General features: G+C 71.1%; 18 protein-coding genes. 4 read left to right on the forward strand and 14 right to left on the reverse strand.

The genetic code is table 11. The annotated features are described in order from the left end of the window. Positions 1-39 precede the first annotated feature (39 nt). The 4 genes from ABID77_RS13605 to ABID77_RS13620 all read right to left on the reverse strand — a co-directional run bounded on the left by ABID77_RS13605 (position 40) and on the right by ABID77_RS13620 (position 4,394). Positions 40-1,335, reverse strand: a complete 1,296-nt coding sequence (locus tag ABID77_RS13605) for a putative DNA modification/repair radical SAM protein (RefSeq protein ID WP_429596571.1) — start codon at positions 1,333-1,335, stop codon at positions 40-42. Between the two features lie 66 nt (positions 1,336-1,401). Then, the gene (locus ABID77_RS13610; RefSeq protein ID WP_429596574.1) at positions 1,402-2,385 is read right to left on the reverse strand and encodes a lysylphosphatidylglycerol synthase domain-containing protein; all 984 of its coding nucleotides are present in this window, start codon (positions 2,383-2,385) and stop codon (positions 1,402-1,404) included. 3 nt (positions 2,386-2,388) lie between these two features. Next, the gene (gene clsB / locus ABID77_RS13615) at positions 2,389-3,618 is read right to left on the reverse strand and encodes a cardiolipin synthase ClsB (protein ID WP_429596577.1); all 1,230 of its coding nucleotides are present in this window, start codon (positions 3,616-3,618) and stop codon (positions 2,389-2,391) included. Further along, entirely contained in the window at positions 3,615-4,394 is a 780-nt protein-coding gene (locus ABID77_RS13620; RefSeq protein WP_429597317.1) for an endonuclease/exonuclease/phosphatase family protein, read from the reverse strand. The genes clsB and ABID77_RS13620 overlap by 4 nt, the downstream gene beginning before the upstream one ends. 338 nt (positions 4,395-4,732) lie before the next feature. Between ABID77_RS13620 and ABID77_RS13625 the strand changes: the two genes are divergently transcribed. Further along, complete coding sequence (locus ABID77_RS13625; RefSeq protein ID WP_429596580.1) at positions 4,733-5,143, forward strand: hypothetical protein; 411 nt, start codon at positions 4,733-4,735, stop codon at positions 5,141-5,143. Positions 5,144-5,312: 169 nt separating this feature from the next. Here the strand turns inward: ABID77_RS13625 and ABID77_RS13630 are convergent, their stop codons facing one another. Next, complete coding sequence (locus ABID77_RS13630; RefSeq protein ID WP_429596583.1) at positions 5,313-5,852, reverse strand: Spy/CpxP family protein refolding chaperone; 540 nt, start codon at positions 5,850-5,852, stop codon at positions 5,313-5,315. Between the two features lie 240 nt (positions 5,853-6,092). Then, positions 6,093-6,437: a thioredoxin family protein gene (locus ABID77_RS13635; RefSeq protein WP_429596586.1), complete on the reverse strand. Its 345-nt coding sequence runs from the start codon at positions 6,435-6,437 to the stop codon at positions 6,093-6,095. Between the two features lie 673 nt (positions 6,438-7,110). Between ABID77_RS13635 and ABID77_RS13640 the strand changes: the two genes are divergently transcribed. Beyond that, positions 7,111-8,133: a YcjF family protein gene (locus ABID77_RS13640; RefSeq protein WP_429596589.1), complete on the forward strand. Its 1,023-nt coding sequence runs from the start codon at positions 7,111-7,113 to the stop codon at positions 8,131-8,133. 81 nt (positions 8,134-8,214) lie between these two features. On the opposite strand, the gene ABID77_RS13645 is transcribed toward ABID77_RS13640, so the two are convergent. The 7 genes from ABID77_RS13645 to ABID77_RS13675 form a co-directional block, all read right to left on the reverse strand. After that, positions 8,215-8,412, reverse strand: a complete 198-nt coding sequence (locus ABID77_RS13645) for a heavy-metal-associated domain-containing protein (protein WP_429596592.1) — start codon at positions 8,410-8,412, stop codon at positions 8,215-8,217. A 154-nt stretch (positions 8,413-8,566) separates the two neighbouring features. Further along, complete coding sequence (locus ABID77_RS13650) at positions 8,567-9,889, reverse strand: beta-ketoacyl-[acyl-carrier-protein] synthase family protein (protein ID WP_429596595.1); 1,323 nt, start codon at positions 9,887-9,889, stop codon at positions 8,567-8,569. Further along, the gene (locus ABID77_RS13655) at positions 9,886-10,176 is read right to left on the reverse strand and encodes a phosphopantetheine-binding protein (RefSeq protein WP_429596598.1); all 291 of its coding nucleotides are present in this window, start codon (positions 10,174-10,176) and stop codon (positions 9,886-9,888) included. Before ABID77_RS13655 ends, ABID77_RS13650 begins: the two co-directional genes overlap by 4 nt. A 69-nt stretch (positions 10,177-10,245) precedes the next feature. Further along, a complete protein-coding gene (locus ABID77_RS13660; RefSeq protein ID WP_429596601.1) occupies positions 10,246-11,085 on the reverse strand; it encodes an alpha/beta hydrolase in 840 nt (279 codons plus the stop codon). Between the two features lie 10 nt (positions 11,086-11,095). Continuing rightward, on the reverse strand, positions 11,096-14,230 hold the full coding sequence (locus ABID77_RS13665; protein WP_429596604.1) for an efflux RND transporter permease subunit: 3,135 nt from the start codon (positions 14,228-14,230) through the stop codon (positions 11,096-11,098). Continuing rightward, a complete protein-coding gene (locus tag ABID77_RS13670; protein WP_429596607.1) occupies positions 14,227-15,456 on the reverse strand; it encodes an efflux RND transporter periplasmic adaptor subunit in 1,230 nt (409 codons plus the stop codon). The genes ABID77_RS13665 and ABID77_RS13670 overlap by 4 nt, the downstream gene beginning before the upstream one ends. Then, positions 15,453-16,682, reverse strand: a complete 1,230-nt coding sequence (locus ABID77_RS13675) for a TolC family protein (protein WP_429596610.1) — start codon at positions 16,680-16,682, stop codon at positions 15,453-15,455. The genes ABID77_RS13670 and ABID77_RS13675 overlap by 4 nt, the downstream gene beginning before the upstream one ends. A gap of 270 nt (positions 16,683-16,952) precedes the next feature. Here ABID77_RS13675 and ABID77_RS13680 point away from each other — a divergent pair, with 270 nt between their 5' ends. After that, on the forward strand, positions 16,953-17,642 hold the full coding sequence (locus ABID77_RS13680; RefSeq protein WP_429596613.1) for a response regulator transcription factor: 690 nt from the start codon (positions 16,953-16,955) through the stop codon (positions 17,640-17,642). Positions 17,643-17,730: 88 nt separating this feature from the next. Next, positions 17,731-19,137 (forward strand): sensor histidine kinase, encoded by a 1,407-nt coding sequence (locus ABID77_RS13685; protein ID WP_429597320.1) that lies wholly within the window; start codon positions 17,731-17,733, stop codon positions 19,135-19,137. 24 nt (positions 19,138-19,161) lie between these two features. On the opposite strand, the gene ABID77_RS13690 is transcribed toward ABID77_RS13685, so the two are convergent. Next, entirely contained in the window at positions 19,162-20,265 is a 1,104-nt protein-coding gene (locus tag ABID77_RS13690; RefSeq protein WP_429596616.1) for an alkene reductase, read from the reverse strand. Between the last annotated feature and the right edge of the window lie 41 nt (positions 20,266-20,306).

A 20,306-nucleotide genomic window follows, 5' to 3' on the forward strand; every position in this document is an offset into this window, starting at 1 on the left:
GTCAATCTCGTGTCGGCGCCCCGGGGACGCTGTAGGCGCTCAGGCGGAAAAGAGCGAAGCCTGCACCGGAACGGGCTTCAGTCGCGCGGCGAGGTCGGCCGCCTCCAGCGCACGGCCGGGACGGTGGTCGACCACCTCGACGAAGGCCATCACCTTCTTCACCGGGACGTGCAGGCGCCGGAGGTCGTCGCTGCGCAGGCGGCGCACGCGGCGCGCCATGAGCAGGCGCTCCACCGCCTTCACGCCCAGTCCGGGCACGCGCAGCAGCATCTCGCGCGGCGCGGTGTTGAGGTCGACCGGGAAGCGGTCGCGGTGCGCCAGCGCCCAGGCCAGCTTGGGGTCGACGTCGAGCGACAGCATGCCGCCGCCGGTCGTCTCGCCCGGCGCGGCGGGCGGCACGATCTCGTCGTGCGCGAAGCCGTAGAAGCGCATCAGCCAGTCGGCCTGGTAGAGGCGGTGCTCGCGCACCATCGGCGGCGCCGCGAGCGGCAGCGACGACGAGGCGTCGGGAATCGGGCTGAAGGCCGAGTAGTAGACGCGCCGCAGCCGGTAGGCGCCGTAGAGGTTGGCGCTGGTCGAGAGGATGGTGCGGTCGTCGGTGGCGTCGGCGCCGATGATCATCTGCGTGCTCTGGCCGGCCGGCGCGAACTTCGGCGCCGCGGCGCGCCGGGGCGTCGAGGTCGGCATGGAGACGACCGACACCGCCGCCGCGTCGCGCGCCGCGCCCTTGGCGTCGTCGATGTGCACGCGCAGGTTGGCCATCGAGCGCCGGATGGCCGCGCCGTCCTTCTCGGGCGCGAGCGTCGCGAGCCCCTGTTCGGTGGGCAGTTCGACGTTGATGCTCAGGCGGTCGGCGTAGAGGCCGGCGCGGCGCAGCAGTTCGGGCGCCGCGTCGGGAATGGTCTTGAGGTGGATGTAGCCGCGGAAGTCGTGGTCCTCGCGCAGCGTGCGCGCCACCTCCACGATCTGCTCCATCGTGTAGTCGGGGTTCTGGATGATGCCGCTGGAGAGGAACAGGCCCTCGATGCAGTTGCGGCGGTAGAAGTCGAGCGTGAGGTCGACCACCTCCTGGACCGTGAAGCGCGCGCGCGGCACGTTGCTGCTGACCCGGTTGACGCAGTAGAGGCAGTCGTACTGGCAGAAGTTGGTCAGCAGGATCTTCAGCAGCGAGATGCAGCGGCCGTCGGGCGCGTAGCTGTGGCAGATGCCCGAGCCCTCGGTCGATCCGATGCCCGCGCCGCCGACCGAGTGGCGCTTGCTGGTGCCGCTGGAGGCGCACGAGGCGTCGTACTTGGCGGCGTCGGCGAGGATGGCGAGCTTGCGTTGGAGTGTCACTGGATGAATGTACAGTGAAGGCGACGGCCCTGTCGGCGGGTCGGGTTCAGCACGACGCCGGGTGGGTCATCGTGCTTCGGCCGCCTTGCCGCCGCCGGGCGGCGACCCCGGCGCATCGCCGTTCGCCTGGCGCAGCCGGCGCGCGCTCATTTCCATCGCCAGGAACGCCAGCGCCGCGATCGCCAGCGGCGCGATGTAGTAGAGCGCCCGGTAGCCGATCAGCGCCGCCAGGATCTCTCCCTGCGGCAGGCGATGCGCCAGCAGGGCGACGAACACCGCCTCCAGCACGCCCAGGCCGGCCGGCACGTGCGTGATGACGCCGGCGACCGCGCCCACCAGCAGCACGGCCAGCACCTCGGGGTAGGGCACCTTCTGCCGCAGCAGCAGCCACAGGATGCCGGCCATCAGGGCCCAGTTGATGCACGACATGGCCAGCTGCAGGCCGGCCATGCGCAACGAGGGCGGCGTGAACGCGTGGCCGCGCACGTGCCAGGTGCGGTCGCTGGCCACGGCGCAGACGACGACGTAGGCGAGGGCGATCGCCAGCAGCGCGGCGCCCAGCAGCCGCAGTCCGCCGTTGTCGAGCTTCCAGTCCGGCGGCAGGTCCAGCGGCCAGAAGCAGAAGGCGAGGCCGCCGACGACCAGGTAGCCCAGCCAGTTGGTCAGCATGCTGAAGCCCAGCACGCGGGTGATGGTCTCGGTCTCCAGCCCCAGGCGCGAATACAGCCGGTAGCGCGAGGCCACGCCGCCCACGAGCGATCCCAGGTTGAGGTTGAAGGCGTAGCTCACGAAGGTCACGCCCATCACGGTGCCGGTGCCCAGCGGGTGACCGGTGACGCGGCGCCCGAGCAGGTCGTAGGTGCTGTAGACCGCGTAGCTCGCCGCCGCCAGGCCGCCGGCCATCCACAGCGTGGCGGCCGGCAGGCGCGAGAAGGCGGCGAGCACGTCGTCCCAGTCGATGCCCCGCGCCTGCTTCACGATCAGCCAGGCGACGAGGGCGAAGAACACCCAGGTGCCGATGCGCTTGATCCAGGGCCAGGCGGCTTTCATGGCTCAGGCCGCGTCGGTCTGCGTGGCACCGGCGTCGCGCGCCGTGGTCGCCTCCAGCGGCTTGAGCACGGGCGCGTGGCGCGGCAGCCAGGCCATCCAGGCCGGGTACCAGCGCAGCAGGTGGAAGATGAAGAAGCTGCGCACCAGGCGCCAGCCGCTCCAGTCGGTGAGGTCCGCGGCCTCGATCTGCTTGCAGCTGTGCTGCATGAGGTGGTCCAGGCGTTCGGACAGCGTGGCGTTGAACTCGCGGTCGCGCACGATCACGTTGGCCTCCAGATTGAGCGACAGGCTCAGCGGATCGAGGTTGCTCGAACCCACGGTGCTCCACCGGTCGTCCATCACCGCGACCTTGCCGTGCAGCGGCCGCTCGCAGTATTCGTAGATGCGCACGCCCGCGTGCAGCAGGTGGTGGTAGAGCATGCTCGCGGCGGTCTTGACGATCGGCATGTCGGGCTCGCCCTGCAGGATCAGCCGCACGTCGACGCCACGACGCGCGGCGCGCCGCATGGCCTTGATGAGCCGGTAGCCGGGGAAGAAGTAGGCGTTGGCGATCACCACCCGGTGGCGCGCGGTGCGCAGCGCGGCGCGGTAGTGGCGCTCGATGTCGGTCGTGTGGCGGCGGTTGTCGCGCGTGACGAACTGGATCTCGGCGCTGCCCACGGATTCGTGATGCGTCTCGTGGCGCGCTTCCTTCATGCGGCGCCGGAACCAGCTCGGGCTCTTGCCGCCGACGGCGATCGCGCGCAGCACGAAGCGATGGATGTCCGGGACGATCGGGCCCTCGATCTCCACCGCATAGTCCTGCTTGCCCTCCGGCCCGTAGTCCATCAGGTGGTCGGCCGAGTAGTTGATGCCGCCGACGAAGGCGCGTTCGCCGTCGATCACGACGATCTTGCGGTGCATGCGCCGGAACACGTTGAGACGGTGGCCCAGCACGCGCTGCCCGGGGTCGAACACGCGCACGTTGACGCCGGCGGAAACCAGCCCCGAGATGAATTCGGGCGACAGGTCCGGCGAACCGAAGCCGTCGATCATCAGGTCGACCTTCACGCCGCGCAATGCCGCCTCGCGCAGCGCCGCGTGCAGCGCCTTGCCGACCTTGTCCTCGAACAGGATGAAGGTCTCGACGATCGCCTCGCGTCGCGCACCGCGGATGGCCTCGAAGACGCGCGGAAAGAATTCCTCGCCGTTCTCCAGCAGCGCGACGCGGTTGCCCGGGAACCAGCCGCTCACAGCTCGATCTCCGCCACCAGCGGCGCATGGTCCGACAGGTGCGACCACGGCCGGCGCGGCAGCACCACCGGCGCGTGCACGGCGGCGTTGCGCACGTAGATGCGGTCGAGCTGCAGCAGGGGGAAGCGCGCCGGGAAGGTGCGCGCGGCCCTGCCGTTGGCATGCACGAAGACCTCGCGCAGGCCCGCGCCCTGCGCCAGGATCTCGTGCGCGTGGCAACGCCAGTCGTTGAAGTCGCCGGCCACCACCAGGGGCGCGTCGGCGGGCACCTCGTCGCGCACGATGTGGCAGAGCAGCTCGAGCTGCTGCTGGCGGTGCGCCTCGGCCAGGCCCAGGTGCGCGCAGATCACATGCACCTCGACCGGCCGGCCCGGCACGCGCAGCGCGCAGTGCAGCAGGCCGCGCTTCTCCGGTCCCGCGATGGAGACGTCGTGGTTGGTGTGGGTCACGATCGGGAACTTGGACAGCACCGCGTTGCCGTGATGGCCCTTCGGATACACCGCGTTGCGGCCGTAGGCGAACTGCGGCCACATCGTGTCGGCCAGGAATTCGTAGTGCGGTGCCTCCGGCCAGTTGTCGTGCTTGCGCGCGTGCTGGTCGTGCGTGCCCTGGACTTCCTGCAGGAACACCACGTCGGCACCGACGGTGCGCACCGCCTCGCGCAGTTCCGGCAGGATGAACTTGCGGTTGAGCGCCGTGAATCCCTTGTGGGTGTTGACGGTCATCACCTTGATCGAGGTCGGCGCCCGGAGCGCACCCGCCGCGGCGGACGGCATCGGCGAAGCCGGAGACGGGGAGGACAGCAGGGACGGATCAGGCGGCATGGTCTGGAACGTGAGGTCGAACGACATGGTCAAAGTGTGCCGGACGCGGTGCGGCATGCCGCTCGAATCGCATGTCCGACGCTGTTTTAGGGTGCGCCTCCGACACCGACTGTAGGACGCTCGTGCGTCTTCGCGGGCGGCGCCGCCACGTCCTACAGCGTCCGGTGCAGCCGCCTCACACCCCCCCCGGCGACGTCTCGCTAAGTTACATCCAGAGTCTCGAAAAAGGGCTCGGATGTCGCAGGCCCCAGGCCCATGGCTTCAATTACTGTCCAGACCAAGGAACCAGCATGAAACGCAATCTTTCCACCTCCCTCCTCTCTTCCGTGTTCGTGGCCGGAATGTTCGTCGCAGGCGCCGTGTCTGCACAGCAGATGACCCAGCCGCTGCCCGCGGGCAATTCGGCCACCGGCACGCCGCAGACGCAGCGTCCGTCGGGCACGATGCCCGAATCGCGCCCCGCGGTGAAGGCCGAAACCCGCGCCGCCGTGCGCACGCCCAACGGCACGCTGCCGGCCGGCAATTCGGAAACCCTGGGTGCCACCGACGGCCCTCCGAAGGTCATGAGCGGCAAGTCGCGCGAAGGCGTGAAGGCCGAGACGCGTGCCGCCGTGCGCACGCCCAACGCCACGCTGCCTGCCGGCAACTCCGAGACCATGGTTCCTGCGAACCAGCGTCCGCCGGCAGCTCCGGTCAAGTAAGTCGAAAGGGACCCGCAAGGGTCCTTTTTTCTTGGGCGTCTCCGATCGATCAGGATCCGGAACGCACTCGAAACGAAAAGCCCACGGCATGCGGATGCCGTGGGCTTTCTTTTCGTCCGGAAGACCGGATCCCCGACCCGGAGGCCGTGCGGATCCGGCCTCCGAGGGCTCAGCTCTTCGCAGGCGCGTCGGGCATGCGGCGCTGTCCGGAGCCGCCATGACCTTCGTGCGTCGGATGGCCGCCGCGACGCAGCGTCTGCGCATCGAAGACCTTCTGCTGCTCCGGCTTGAGCGCCGCGTACAGCGCGCGGGTGGCGTCGTTGCGTCGGGCGAACATGGCGGCGTGCTCGGCCTGACGCTCCTGCATGCGGTCCAGCCGCTGGGGTGTCGTCAGCTTCTCGAACTCGGCGCGGTCGGGGCGCGGACCACGCGCCGGCGGCTGGGTGGCGGCCACGAAGTTGCTCCAGGCGGCCTGCTGCGAACCGTCGAGCTTGAGCTGCGACTTCAGCTCGTCGAGGTGCTTGGCGCGCCGCTCCTGCATGCGTTCGAAGGACTTGCCGTCCGGGGCCGGACGATGACGCTGCTCCATGCTGGTCGGCGCGGGGCCGTTCGGGGCCGCGGGCGCGGGTGGCGGTGTCTGGGCGGAAGCGGCGAAGGCGGCCGAGGCCAGCAATGCGGCTGCGAGGAGGCGTTGGCGTGACGTGATCATGGCGATGACTTTCCTGATTGAACGCTCTTTGACGAAGGCGCCTGGATGCCCGGAGGCGTCCGGAGCCTTCCCGGTGCGGATCTGCATCGGGTGAGGAGAGTCTGGATCGGGTGCGTATCGCCTCCGCGAGGCGCCTGTAAGGACGCTGTGTGGGAGCGTAAAGATGCGGTGAACGAACAATTGCCCTCCGGATCTCGATGGGAGCCCCGGAGAGGCCTCCAGGAGCCGTCCCGGGCGGTTTCAGCTGCCCGGGTGGCCCGGAGCCGCATCTCGCACGCGTGCGAGCGCCTCCGCGACCTCGGTGCTGGCGCGCGGCCGCACCAGCCGCTCGATCTCCCGACCGTCGCGCAGGAACACCAGCGTCGGCCAGAGCTTGACGCGGAAGGACCGGCCGAGGGGGCGGCCACTGCCGTCCTCGACCTTCAGGTGCGCCACGTCGGCATGCGGCTCCAGAGCTCGATCGACGTGCGGTCGCGCCGCTTGGCAGAAGCCGCACCAGTTGGTGCCGAAATCCAGCACCGCGAGGCCGCGCAAGGCGTCCACGTCGGCACGGCTCAGTGATTCGGGGGTGTAGGGCGTGGTCATGCCGCCATCGTCGCCCGAATGGCGCCCGGGCTCGTCGGAAAAATGCGCCTCCATGCCGAGCCTTTGCCGATTTCTGCAAAGCGCGCACCTGTCTTCCACGCGCTTGGCGACGTTTTCCGCATCGCCTTTGCCGAACGGCCCGGCAGGGCCCGACGGCTTTTCTTCGGCCGCAGCCTTCGCTGCGCTCTTATCTCTTGTATCTCTTATTCAAATTAGTAGTAGTAGATAAGGATCGCGCTCGGCTGTGGATATGCCGTTTTTCTGCTTTCGCAGCAACGACTTGCGTCGTGTCGTGGACTGTGCGCAGCCGTGCTTTTGCGTGTTTCTGCAAAAGGGATAACTTGCGCGGACGGCGCCGGGCTGTGGACAAGTCGCCGGTTATGCCGAAAAGCTCCCCAGAGTTGTCCTTTGACAGTCCCTTCGGAATCTGGGAAAGGAGCCTGCGATTCGAAGTCATGCACTGCTCAAATTTCAGGCAGTGCGTTGTTTCTCCTTTGAAAACAAGGACTTGGCTGACCTCTACAGGGAAGTGCCCGTGTTATCCACAGAGTTGCCCCACGATCGTGGGGAGAAGCGCGGGTCGGTCGCGCGACGTGGAAGATCCGTCGCCGACCGAACTCCAAAAATTTTTTTGACGCCTGCGGCGTCGTTTTTCCCGAAAGAGAGCCCTGCCATGAATGCGTCGGAAAACCAGGCCATCGTCACGCTCGCCCTGCTGGCGGCCTTTGCAGACAACGACAAGCACGAACGCGAACGCGCCGAGATCAAGCGCATCGCCGAGGGACTGTCCCAGGCCGACGGCATCCACCTGCCGTCGCTCTACCAGAACGTGCTGATGAAGCGCGTGGGCCTGCCCGAGGTCGTCGCGGCCCTGCCGGACCGCGACGCGCGACAACTCGCCTACGAGATGGCGGTGTGCGTGTGCGATGCCGACGGCACGCTGTCGGAGCCGGAACGCCGCTTCCTCGACGGCGCCCGCGACGCGCTGGGACTGGACGCGGGTGACGCGGACCGGTTCTCGGCCCAGGCCGGCGAACTCGCCGCCGTGACACCGTCGTCGGGCCAGGCGCCGATCGACGCGGCCGGTGCCACCGCCGCGATCGCCGCCGCCGGTGCCGCCACGACGGCCGCCTCCGCCTCCGTCCCAGGCGGCCGCGTCGCCGCCGCGACCTCCAACGTGGACGCCGCCGAACTCGACCAGGCCATCCTCAACGCCGCCATCCTCAACGGCGCGCTCGAACTGCTGCCCGAGACGCTGTCGACGATGGCCATCATTCCGCTGCAGATGAAGCTGGTCTACCGGATCGGCAAGGCGCACGGCTACGAGCTCGACACCGGCCACATCAAGGACTTCATCGCCACGGTGGGCGTCGGCCTGACCTCGCAGTACCTGGAGCAGGCCGGGCGCAAGCTGCTCGGCGGCCTGCTGGGCAAGGTCGGCGGCGGACTGCTGCGCGGCGTGGGCAACCAGGCGGTGAGCTCGGGCATGAGCTTCGCCACGACCTACGCGCTGGGCCACGTCGCCAAGCGCTACTACGCCGGCGGCCGGACGCTGTCGACGCAGATGCTGAAGGACGCCTATGCCGGCGTGGTGAAGGAGGGGCAGGGCCTGCAGACCCGCTACCTGCCCGCCATCCAGGAGAAGGCGCGCACGATCAACCCGTCGCAGATCCTGTCGATGGTGCGGGGCGCCTGAAAAAAAATCGCGCGACCGGCTGCGCCGGTCGTTCGGGGACCGGGCACTTGCGCCACGGTCGCGGGGAGCCCGGCTGTCGGGTCAGGCGCGGACCGCGTAGCCCGCGTTCTCGATCGCCGCGGCGATGTCGGTGCGCGGCTGCCCGCTCACCACGTCGACGTGGCCGGTCTCGAGATCGACCGTGACCTGGGCTTCGGGATCGACCGTTCGCACCGCGCCCTGGACGACGTTGGCGCAATGGCCGCAGCTCATGCCGGTGACTTCGAATTTCTGGCTCATCGTGTGCTCCTGGGACCCGCTGGACGGGAATTGACGTTGCGGTCGAGCATCGCGCCGTGGCGCGCTTCCGCGCGCCGGACCCGGCCCCGCCCGCGCGTCGGGCGACACGGAGGATGCGGGCCCGCGACCGTCGCGACGGCCGGCTCGACCGGTTTCAATCCGCGCGCGACGCGATCAGCACGGCGTTGGTGCCGCCGAACGCGAACGAACTGGACATGGCGTGGCGCAAGCCGGTCGCCGCGCGCGCCGCGCCGCGCACGAAATCCAGCGGCCGGGCGTCGAAGGCCGGATCGGGCGCGTCCAGGTGCGCGGTCGGCGGCAGCAGGCCGCGGTCGAGCGCGCGCAGCACCGCGACCAGTTCGAGCGCGCCGCCGCCGCCGAGCAGGTGGCCGTGGATCGCCTTGGTGGAACTCACCGGCACGGCGGCGCCGAAGACCTCGTGCATCGACATCGCCTCGGCCGCGTCGCCGGCGCCGGTGGCCGTGCCGTGGGCGTTGAGGTAGCCGATGTCGGCGGGGCGCAGCCCGGCGTCCTTCAGGGCGGCGCGCATCGCGCGGGCCTGCCCGGCCGCGTCGGGGTTGGTCATGTGGACGCCGTCGCAGTTGGTCGCGTAGCCCGACAGCGTGGCCGACGGCGTCGCGCCGCGGCCGCGCGCGTGCGCTTCCGATTCGATCACCAGGGCCACGGCGCCCTCGCCGAGCGCGAAGCCGGCGCGGTCGGCCGAGAACGGGCGGCAGGCGGTCTCCGGCGCGCCGGGCGGCGGGGGCGCGGTCACGCGCATCGAATGCCAGCCCGCCAGCGTGCTGGGCACGAGCATGGCGTCGTGGCCGCCGACGATGGCGACGTCGATCCAGCCGCCGCGGATGGCGCGCATCGCCTCGCCGACGGCCACGGCCGACGAGGCGCAGGCGCAGGCGTAGCCCAGCGCAGCGCCCCGGGCGCCGAACATCAGCGCCAGCTCGGCCACGGCGGCGTTGGGCATGGTGGTGAGGACGGCGGTCGGCCGCACGCGGCGCCCCTCGCCGTAGAGCCCCTGCGTGGTGGCGTCGAAGGTGGCGGCGCCGGCCATGCCGCTGCCCCAGTAGACGCCCAGGCGCTCGGCGTCCACGGCGGCGGCGTCCAGGCCCGAGCCGGCCCAGGCGTCGCGCGCCGCGGCGACCGCCATGGCGGTGCCCCGGTCCAGCGGCAGGTTCGAGTGGCCGCGCGCGCCGTCGCTGTCGAAGGCGCAGGGCGCGACGGCCAGCCGCATCGGCTCCAGCGCGCCGATGGCCAGCACGCGTTCGACGACCGCCGAGCGGCCGGTGAACAGCGCGTCGTCGAGCGCCTCGACCGTGCGGCCCAGCGGGCTGACGAAGCCCAGGCCGGCGACGGCGACGCGCGGCGCGTGCGGGAGGGGCGCCGACACGGACGGCGCGACCCGGTCGGCCGGCCGCGCGCGCCGCCGCGCGAAGCCCGGCGTCGCGTGGACGGCCTTCATGCGAGCGCGGCGCGCGCGGCGCCGACCTGCCGTGCCGGGCCGCCGTCCATCATCTCGTCGATCACCTCGCAGAGGTGGCCCAGGGTCAGGCCGGCGGCGCGCGGATCGAGCCGGTCCTCCGGGATGCGCAGGCGGAACGCGTCCTCGACGGCGAAGACGAATTCCATCAGCGCGAGCGAATCGAGCCCGAGCTCGACCAGCGTGCGCTCGGACGCGATGCGCTCGCGCGCCAAGCGGAAATCCTTCTCCAGGATGCCGGCGATGGTGTTGAAGGTGGGGGTGTTCACGGAAGTCCTCCTGGAAGGGAGAGTGGGCGATGGGTGAAGCGGAAGGAAGGCGGAAGGGAGCGGCCGGGCTCACGCGACGCCGAGGCTGACGGTGGAGGCGAACTCGACCGTCTCGCGCACCACCTGGCGGCGGTCGTTGTCGATGGTGATCATGTGGAAGCTGTTGCCCAGCACCACCGAGCGGAACACCGCGCAGCCCAGGCCGCGCGCGAGGATGCCGAGGTTGCCGACGCCCGCGACCTCGTCCTGGCGCGCGTGCAGCGCCAGCACGTGGGGGCAGACCACGCGCGCGAGGTTGGCGCGCACGTGGCGCAGCAGCCGGTCGTGCTCGCGCATGTGGGCCACGCCGATGACCGAGCTGCCGGCGCTGGAGATGCGGCGCGTGCGCAGCTCGCGTTCGATCCAGGCGCGCACGCGCTCGTTCTTCACGCCGTAGGGCGCTCGCTCGCGGTATTTCCAGAACCGCCCGAGCGGCGTGTAGAGCACCAGCGGCAGCAGGAAGCGCCAGCGCGGCACGGCCCAGCCGTCGAAGCGCAGGGTGGTCGACATCAGCACCAGCGCATCGACACGCGCGCCGCAGCGGATCGCCGCGGCCAGCGCGAGCGAGGCGCCGGCGGAGATGCCCACCAGCATCACGCGCTCGTGCGTGGCGCGCAGGGCGTCGATCTCGCGCTCGATGGCGTCGATCCAGGTCTCGCAGCGCGTGGCCCGTTGCGCGTCGAGCGCGGCATCGAAGGAGTAGCCGGCGATCCGCATCGGCCGCACGGTGCAGCCCAGGTCGCCCAGCGAGGTCTCCACCGAGCGCAGTTCGTCGGGCGTGCTGCACAGGCCGTGCAGCAGGATCGCCGCCATGCGCCGGGGCTCGCCCTGGCGCAGGATCGACGCGTCGATGACATCGCGGTGGCTCATGGACGGGCCTTCAGGCTTCGTGCCCGGGCGCGGCGGGTTCGATGGGGGCGGGACGGGTCCGGCGCCTGGACGGCGACGGCTTGCCGCCCTCGCGCGGCGCGAACCACGAGACGTACAGCGCCGGCAGCACCACCAGCGTGAGCAGCGTGGCCGTGAACAATCCGCCGATCACCACGATGGCCAGCGGCCGCTGGGTCTCCGAGCCGATCTCGTGCGAGAGCGCCATCGGCAGCAGGCCGAGCGCGGCGAGCATGGCGGTCATGAGCACCGTGCGCAGGCGCTGCATCGAGCCCAGGCGCACCGCCTCGACCACGTCGTGGCCCTCGTTGCGCAGCTGCTGGAACACCGACAGCATCACCACCCCGTTCAACACCGCCTGCCCCGACAGCGCGATGAAGCCGATGGCCGCCGACACCGACAGCGGGATGCCGAAGGCGCCCAGCGCCACGAAGCCGCCGATGAGCGCCAGGGGCACGTTCATCAGGATCAGCGAGGCGATCTTGAGCGACTTGAAGGCGTCGAACAGCAGCACGAAGATCAGGAGCAGCGAGATCGGCACCACCACCGCCAGGCGCTTCATGGCGCGCTCCTGGTTCTCGAACTCGCCCGACCAGTTGACCTGGTAGCCCGCGGGCACCTTGACGTTCTGCTCGACGCGCGCCTTCATGTCGGCCACCACCGAGCCCATGTCGCGCCCGGAGATGAAGATGCCGATGGCGGTGGTGCGGCGGCCGGACTCGCGGGCGATGTTCATCGCGCCGGTGGTCTCGCGCACGTTGACCACGTCGCCCAGGGTCACGAAGCCGCCGTCGGGCGTGGCGATCGGGGTGCGGCGCAGGTTGGCCATGACGCGCTCGTCGGGCGGCAGGCGCACGGCGACGGCGAACTTGCGCTCGCCCTCCCACAGGCTGGTGGCGGCCTTGCCGGCCAGCGCGGCCTCGATCACGTCCTGGATGTCGCCGACGTTGAGGCCGTAGCGCGAGGCGCGGTCGCGGTCGATGTCCAGCAGCAGCTGGGGCACCTGGCCGTCGCGGTCGATCTCCGCGCGCACCACGCCCTGCACCTGCTTGACCTCGCGGGCGATCTGGTCGGTGGTCTGCTTCATCAGCGCGAGGTCGTCGCCGGCGAGCTTGATCACGATCTGGCCCTTGATCTGCGAGATCGACTCCAGCACGTTGTCGCGGATGGGCTGGGAGAACGCCGGGTCGATGCTCGGGATCGCCGACAGCACGCGGTTCATCTCCTCGGTGATCTTGGCCTTCGTCATGCCCTTGCGCCATTGCTCCTCGGGCTTGATGTCGACGAAGATCTCGGCCATCGAGATCGTCTTGGGGTCGGTGCCGTCCTCGGGCTGGCCGGCCTTGGAGACGGTGGTACGCACCTCGGGCACGGTCAGCAGGGCCTTGCGCGCCATGTGCAGGATGCGCGAGGCCTCCTGCGTCGAGACGTTGGGCGAGAGCGTGAAGTTGACCCAGGTGGTGCCCTCGTCGAGCTCGGGCAGGAACTCCGAGCCCAGCCGCGCGGCCACCACCGTCGTCAGGCCGAAGGCGGCCACGGCGATGATCATCACCGTGCGGCGACGGCGCAGCGCCCAGTCCAGGATCGGCGCGTAGAAGTGCTTGGCGCCGCGCACCACGCGGTTGTCGCCGTGGGGCAGCTTCTTGCGCAGCATCCAGAAGGCCAGCAGCGGCACCAGCGTGAGCGAGAAGATCAGCGAGCCGATCAGCGCCGAGGTCACCGACAGCGCCATCGGCTGGAAGATGCGGCCCTCGTGGCGCTGCAGCGCGAAGATCGGGATGTGCGCGGCGATGATGATCAGCATCGAGAACAGCGTCGGGCGGCCCACCTCCGTCACCGCCTTGACGATCACGGAACGCCGCTCCTGCGGGTCCATGGTCTCCTTCTTCTCGGCCAGGCGGTGCATGATGTTCTCGATCACGATCACCGCGCCGTCCACGATGATGCCGAAGTCCATGGCGCCGAGCGACAGCAGGTTGGCCGGCACGCCCATGATCTTCAGGCCCATGAAGGTCGACAGCAGCGCCAGCGGGATCACCACCACCACCGCCAGGCTGGCGCGGAAGTTCGACAGGAAGACGTAGAGCACCACCGACACCAGCAGCGCGCCCTCGACCAGGTTGCGGAAGACGGTGGAGAGCGTCTTCTCCATCAGCCAGGTGCGGTCGTAGAACGGCACGATCTGCACGCCCGGGGGCAGGGCGCGGGCGTTCATGTCGGCGATCTTGTCCTTCACGCCCTTCAACACCACGCTCGGGTTCTCGCCCTTCCTCATGATGACGATGCCGGTGACGACGTCGTCGTCGTTGTCCTGGCCGACCACGCCCAGGCGCGGTACGGCGCCGATCCTCACCTGCGCGATGTCGCGTATCAGGATCGGGGTGCCGTTGCGCGCGGCCACCACGATGCGGCCGATGTCGTCGGACGACTGCAGCAGGCCCAGGCCGCGGATGGTGTACTGCTGCGCGCCCTGGCGCACGTAGCTGCCGCCGGCGTTGGAGTTGCCGCGGCCCAGCGCGTCGAGCAGGTTCTGGAACGTGACCTTGTACGCGCGCAGCTTGTCGAGGTCGGGCTGGACCTCGTACTGCTTGATGGCGCCGCCCATGGCCACCACGTCGGCCACGCCGGGCACCTGGCGCAGGCCGCGCTCGACGGTCCAGTCCTCCAGCGTGCGCAGCTCGGTCGTGGACAGGCCGTCGCCGCGCAGGCGGTAGCGCATGATCTCGCCCACCGGCGTGGCGTTGGGCGCGATGTCGGCCTCGACGCCCTCGGGCAGGTCGATGCCGCGCAGGCGTTCGGCCACCTGCTGGCGCGCGAGGTTGACCTCGGCCTTGTCGTCGTACGTGACGACGGTGAAGGACAGGCCGAACTGGGTGTGCGAGAACACCCGGATCGAGTTGGGCAGGCCAGCGAGCGCCACCTCGATGGGCAGCGTGACCTGCTTCTCAACCTCCTCGGCGGCGCGGCCGGGGAACAGCGAGATCACCGTGACCTGGGTGTCGGTCACGTCCGGGAAGGCCTCGACCGACAGGTTCTTGAACGCGATCACGCCCGCCATCGCGAACAGCAGCGTGCCCAGGATGATGAACAGCGGCTGATGCAGGGCGTACTGGACGAGGCGCTTCATGGCTTGGTCGTTCCGCTGGCGGCCGGGGCGGCGGCGGGGGCGGTGCCCCCGGCCGGTGTCGCGGGCCGGGCGTCCTCGCGCGCCACGGCGAACTGGCGCGCCAGCAGCAGGGCGTTGTCCGCCACCACCTGCTCGCCCACGGCGAGGCCGCTCGAGATGACCACCTCGCGCGTGCCGGTGTGGCCGATCTTCACGCGGCGCGGCTCGAAGACGCCGGGCTGGGTCTGCACGTAGACGGTCTGGTTGTTGCCGTCGAGCGTGACGGCGCGCGCCGGCACCACGGTGCCCGTGAGCGCCTCGTCGACCAGCGCCGTCACCAGCATCTCGCCCTTGAGGCGGCGGTCGGCGTTGGCGATCACGCCGCGGATCTTGATGGTGCGGGTGGTCGGGTCGATGAAGTCGGACGCCGCCGCGACGCGGCCGGTGAAGTTCTCGCCCGGATAGGCCGGCACCTGCACGGTGAAGGTGGCGCCCTTCTGCAGGCTGCCGATGTCGTTCTCCTTGGCGTCGATCTGCACCCACAGCGAGGTCGGGTCGGTCACCACGAAGAGGGCCTGCGTGCCGGGGCCGGACTGGTCGGGGCGCAGCTCCTGGCCGGGGTTGAGGTTGCGCTCGACCACCACGCCGTTGATGCCCGAACGGATGCCGAAGCGCTGGTTCACGCCCATGCCGCCGCCGTACATCGTGGTGCGGGCGCCGGCGCGCGAGGCTTCGGCCTGCGAACGGGCCGAGTCGGCCTCGGCCTGCTCCAGGTCCTTGCGGGCGATGATCCCGGCCTGGAACAGCTCGCGCTGGCGCTCCAGGTTCTTGCGCGAGAACGACGCGTCGGCCTGCGCCTTGGCGGTGTCGGCCTGGGCGATGCCGAAGTCCGGCGAGGCCAGCTGGGCGAGCAGGTCGCCCGCCTTCACGCTTTGGCCGACGTCGGCCTTGATGTCGGTGACGCGGCCGGCGAAGGGCGCGAACACGCGCTGCGTGCGCTCCTCGTTCCAGACCAGGCGGCCGGGGAGGTCGACGCTCACGCTCTTGGCGGCGGTGGCGGGCACCACGGCCAGCAGCTTGAGCTGCGGATGGTCGGGCGCGAAGCGGATCTGGTTGCCCTGCACGATCGGCGCGGGCGGCTCGGTGTTGACGACGGGCGCGTCGCGCTCGCCGCAGCCGGCGAGCATCAGCGCGGCGGCGAAGGCGATGGCCGCGAAACCGGCGGAGGGGAAGACGGAGGTGGTCATGGTGTGGGCGACGAGGTTTGGGTGCGCAGGCGCCAGGCGAGGGCGGCCTTGGCGTGATCCACGCGGGCGTTGATGGCGTCGAGCTGGGTGGCGCGCAGCGTGCGGCGCGCGTCGAGCAGGTCGGTCAGCGACAGGGCGCCGCGGCGGTAGGCGAGTTCGGCGTTGTCGGCGAGTTTCTGGGCGCCGCCGAGGATGTCGCGCTGGAACACCTGCAGGCGCCGCGCGTTCGACTCGGCCTCGGCGCGCAGGCGCTGGAGTTCGAGCCGGGCGATGTTGCGCGCGCGATCGAGGTTCTCCTGCGTCTGCGTGTAGACCGCCAGGGCGCGGCCGATTTCGCCCTCGGCGCGGTAGTTGAACAGCAGCGGGATCGAGGCGCGCACCTCCAGCAGGCGGTTCGACGTCGTCGGGTAGCGTTCGAGCGACGCGCCGATGGTGACGTCGGCCACGCGCTGCGCCTGCGCGTTGTCGAGCGAGGCGCTGGCCGAGGCCACGCGCGCGCGCGCCGCGCGGATGTCGGCGCGGTTCTCGATCAGGGTGTCGAGGTCGACCTCGCCGGCCGTGCCGTAGGGCAGCAGGCCCAGCACCGGCCAGTCGGTGCCGGCGAGGCGCCCGCGCACCGCGGCGGCGGGACCGAGGATCTGCGCCAGCACCAGCTGCGCGCGGTCGCGGTCGAGCTCGGCCGCGCGCAGGTCGACGGCGCTGCGCTGGGCCTCGACCTCGGTGCGGGCGGCTTCCTGCGCCGGCAGGTCGCCGGCCTGCACGCGGCGCGTGGCGGTGCCCGCGAGCTGCGAGGCGCTGCGCTCGATGGCGTTGATCTCGACGATGCGCTCCTGCGCGCCGAGCAGGTCGTAGAAGGCGCTGCCGGCGACGAGCTGCTGGTCGAGCTGCACGTCGTCGATGTCGAAGCGCGCGGCGTCGGCGGCGCGTTCGGCGGCGGCGGTCCGCGCGGCGCGCTTGCCGCCGCGCTCCCAGGTCCAGTCGACGCCCACCGAGCTGTCCACGCGCTTGCGCCCGAGACCGCCGGCGCCGACGCCGTTCTGCAGGTCGATCGAGGCCGCCTTGGCGGTCAGCACCGGCGAGGGCGCGTGGTCGGCCGCCAGGATGTCGGCGCGCGCGGCCGACAGCGCCAGACGCGAGGCGCTCACGTCGGGGTTCTCGCGCGCGGCGCGCAGCACCTCGTCGAGCGTCAGCGGCGCAGGCAGCGCGGCGGCGACCGCCGCCGGCATGGGCGTCGCCGTGGGGATCGTCGGGGTCGAGGGGGTGAGGGGCGGCGCAGAAGGAGAAGGGGACGAGGGGGATCGCTGCGCCGGAGAGGGCTGCAGCGCGGGGGATGGAGGTTGCTGGGCGAGCGCCATGCCGCTCGTCCCCGCGATCCAGAATGCCGCCCATGCGGCTTGCCGTCGTATGCTCATGACGCGTTTATCGCGCCACCCTGCTGACTCGTGGCTGACCGCCGCGCGACGGCGCACTTTCTCCCATTCCTTCCGAGACTTTCCGTGCGAATCCTGCTGGTCGAAGACGATGCCGTGCTGCGCGACGTGATGCTGCGCAGCCTGGGCGACGCGGGTCACCGCGTGGACGTGGCGACGAACGTGGAGGATGCCGACCACCTCTGGCGCATCCAGCCTTTCGACGCCGTGCTGCTCGACCTCACGCTGCCCGCCCACGCCGGCCCCGTGAGCGTCGCGGGCAGCGGCCTGACGGTGCTGCGCCGCGCCCGCGCGCGGGGCGACCGCACGCCGGTGCTGGTGCTGACCGCGCGCGACCGCACCGACGAGCGCATCGCCGGCCTCGACGCCGGCGCCGACGACTACCTGGGCAAGCCCTTCGACCTCGCCGAGGTCGAGGCCCGGCTGCGCGCCCTGGTGCGGCGCGCGCTGGGCACCGACGACGTCGCCGTGCTCGGCACCCTGAGCCTGGACCGCAAGGCACGGCGTTTCGCGGTCGACGGCGACCTGCTCGAACTGCCGGCGCGCGAGTTCGAGGTGCTGTGGGAGCTGATGAGTCCGCCGGGGCGCACGGTGAGCAAGCGGACCCTGTCCGACAAGCTCTCCACCTTCGACGAGGCCCTGGGCGACAACGCGCTCGAGGCCTTCATCTCGCGCCTGCGCAAGAAGCTCGCCGGCAGCGGCGCCAGCATCCGCACGCTGCGCGGCATCGGCTACCTGCTCGAACCCGGGCGATGACCGCTCCGCATCGCCCCGGGGTGCGCCGGTGAGCGCGACCGAGGACGCGGCCCGGGCGAAGGCGGCCGCCGGCGACGCGGCGCCGGGCGTGCGGTCGCGCTGGCGACCGGCGTCGGGGCGCCGACGCGCGCCCTCGCTCACCGCGCGCGTGCTGCGCGGCGTGCTGCTGCCGCTGGCGCTGACCTGGCTGCTGGGCTCGGGGCTGTCGCTGACGGTGGCCAACTACTTCACCGGCCAGGCCTTCGACCGCGCCATGCTCGACGACGCCTACTCGGTCTCGGCCAACGTGCGCGCCAGCGGTGCGCGGGGCGCGCAGTTCCTGCTGACGCCGCGCGAGATCACGAGCGTGCTGTTCGATCAGTCCGAGGCGGTGTTCTTCGCCGTCATCCGTCCCGACGGCTCGCTCATCGCCGGCCACGCCGGCCTGCAGGCGCCCGAGCCGGTCGCGAACGCGCGCTACCGTTTCTCCGACATCGTCTACCAGGGCCGGGCGCTGCGCGCCGTGGTGCTGGAGAACCCCGAGCCCGACAACGCCTACCACGTCGTCATCGCCCAGACCACGCGCGCGCGGCGCGCCATGGTCGAGCGGCTGCTGCTCTACACGCTGGTGCCCGAGATGCTGGTGCTGACGCTGCTGGCGGCCTGGCTGTGGCGCAGCATCGGGCGCGAGCTGCACCCGCTGCGCGACCTGCAGCGCGCGCTCGACCGGCGCGACGCGAACGACCTGTCGCCGGTGCCGGTGGCGCGCACCTCGCGCGAGCTGGAGCACCTGGGCGAGGCGGCCAACTCGCTGCTCGACCGCCTGGGCCACAGCGTGCGGGCGCAGCGGGAGTTCGCCGGCAACGTCGCGCACGAACTGCGCACGCCGTTGGCCGGCATCCGCGCGCTGGCCGACTACGGCCTCGCGCAGACCTCGCCGGCCGTCTGGCGCGAGCAGCTCGAGCGCATCGCGCAGAGCCAGTCGCGCGCGAGCCACCTGGTCGACCAGCTGCTGGCGCTGGCCCTGGCCGACGAGGGCCGCGCGACCCTGCGGCGCGAGCCGGTGCGCCTGGACCTGCTGGCCGAGCAGGCCGTGATGCGGCACCTGGCGCGCGCCGATGCGCAGGGGGTGGACCTGGGCGCGCGCGGCCTCGACACGCCGGTCACGATGCAGGCCAACACCGCGCTGGTCGAGGGCATCCTGGACAACCTGATCGACAACGCCCTGCGCTACGGCGGGCGCACCGTCACGGTCGAACTCGCCGGGTCGACCCTCGCGGTCTCCGACGACGGCCCCGGCATCCCGAAGGCGGCGCAGCGCGATTTCGTGCGACGCTGGGCGCAGGGCCCGGACGGTCAGAAGCTGGGGCAGGGCGCCGGCCTGGGATTGGCGATCATCGCGCGCTACGCGACCCTGCTGGACGCCCAGCTCAGCTTCGGCACCACGCCCGGCAGCACCGGCCTGCGCGTCGAGCTGAGCTTCGCGCCCTGGGACCGGGCCGAGCCGGCCGACTGACCGACCGCTCGACCGACCGACCGATCAGTCCAGGGTCGGGTAGTCGGTGTACCCGTGCTCGCCGCCGCCGTACATCGTCGCCTTGTCGGGCTTGTTGAGCGGCGCGCCTTCGCGCAGCCGGCGCACGAGGTCGGGGTTGGCGATGTACGGGCGGCCGAAGGCGACCAGGTCGGCGCCGTCCTCGACGGCCTGCTCGGCCAGGGCCTTGTCGTAGCCGTTGTTGACCATCCAGGCGCCGCGGCCGCCGGCCGTGCGGTAGGCGGCTTCCAGGGCGTCGTAGTCGAACGGGCGGTCGTCGAGTTCGCGCTTGCCGCCGGTGGCGCCTTCGATCACGTGGACGTAGGCCAGGTTGAGCGTGGCGAGCTGCTGGACGAGGTGGGTGAACAGCGGCTGCGGATCGGCGTCGTCGGCGTCGTTGGCGGGCGTGACGGGCGACAGCCGGATGCCGGTGCGGCCGCCGCCGACGGCGTCGGTCACGGCGCGCGTGACTTCCAGCGTCAGGCGGGCCCGGTTCTCGATGCTGCCGCCGTAGTCGTCGGTACGCTGGTTGCTGCCACTCTTCAGGAACTGGTCGAGCAGGTAGCCGTTGGCGGCGTGGATCTCGACGCCGTCGAAGCCGGCGGTCTCGACGGCGTTGCGCGCGGCGGCGGCGTAGGTGTGGACGATGCCGGGGAGTTCGCCGGCGTCGAGCGCGCGCGGCTCGGAGGTGTCGACGAACTCCGCCTTGCCGTCCTTGATGAGCACGGTCTGGGCCTTGGCGCGGATGGCCGAGGGCGCCACCGGAGCGCCGCCGTCGGGCTGCAGGTCGGTGTGCGAGATGCGGCCGACGTGCCACAGCTGCACGACGATCCTGCCGCCGGCTTCGTGGACGGCGTCGGTCACGCGCTTCCAGCCGTCGAGCTGTTCGGTGCCGTAGAGGCCCGGCACGTCGGAATAGCCCTGGCCTTGGTGGCTGATGGCGGTGGCTTCGCTGACGATCAGGCCGGCCGTGGCGCGCTGGGCGTAGTAGGTGGCGGTGATGTCGCGCGGGACGGCGTCGGGCGAGCGGTTGCGCGTCAGCGGCGCCATGACGATGCGGTTGGCCAGCTGCAGGTCGCCGAACTGGACCGGTTCGTAGAGGGAGGTCATGCGGAAATTCTTCTTGGAAGGAAAAGGGGAAACGCGGGAGA

This window comes from Variovorax sp. PvP013 (assembly GCF_050435945.1).
GTDB lineage: Bacteria > Pseudomonadota > Gammaproteobacteria > Burkholderiales > Burkholderiaceae_C > Variovorax.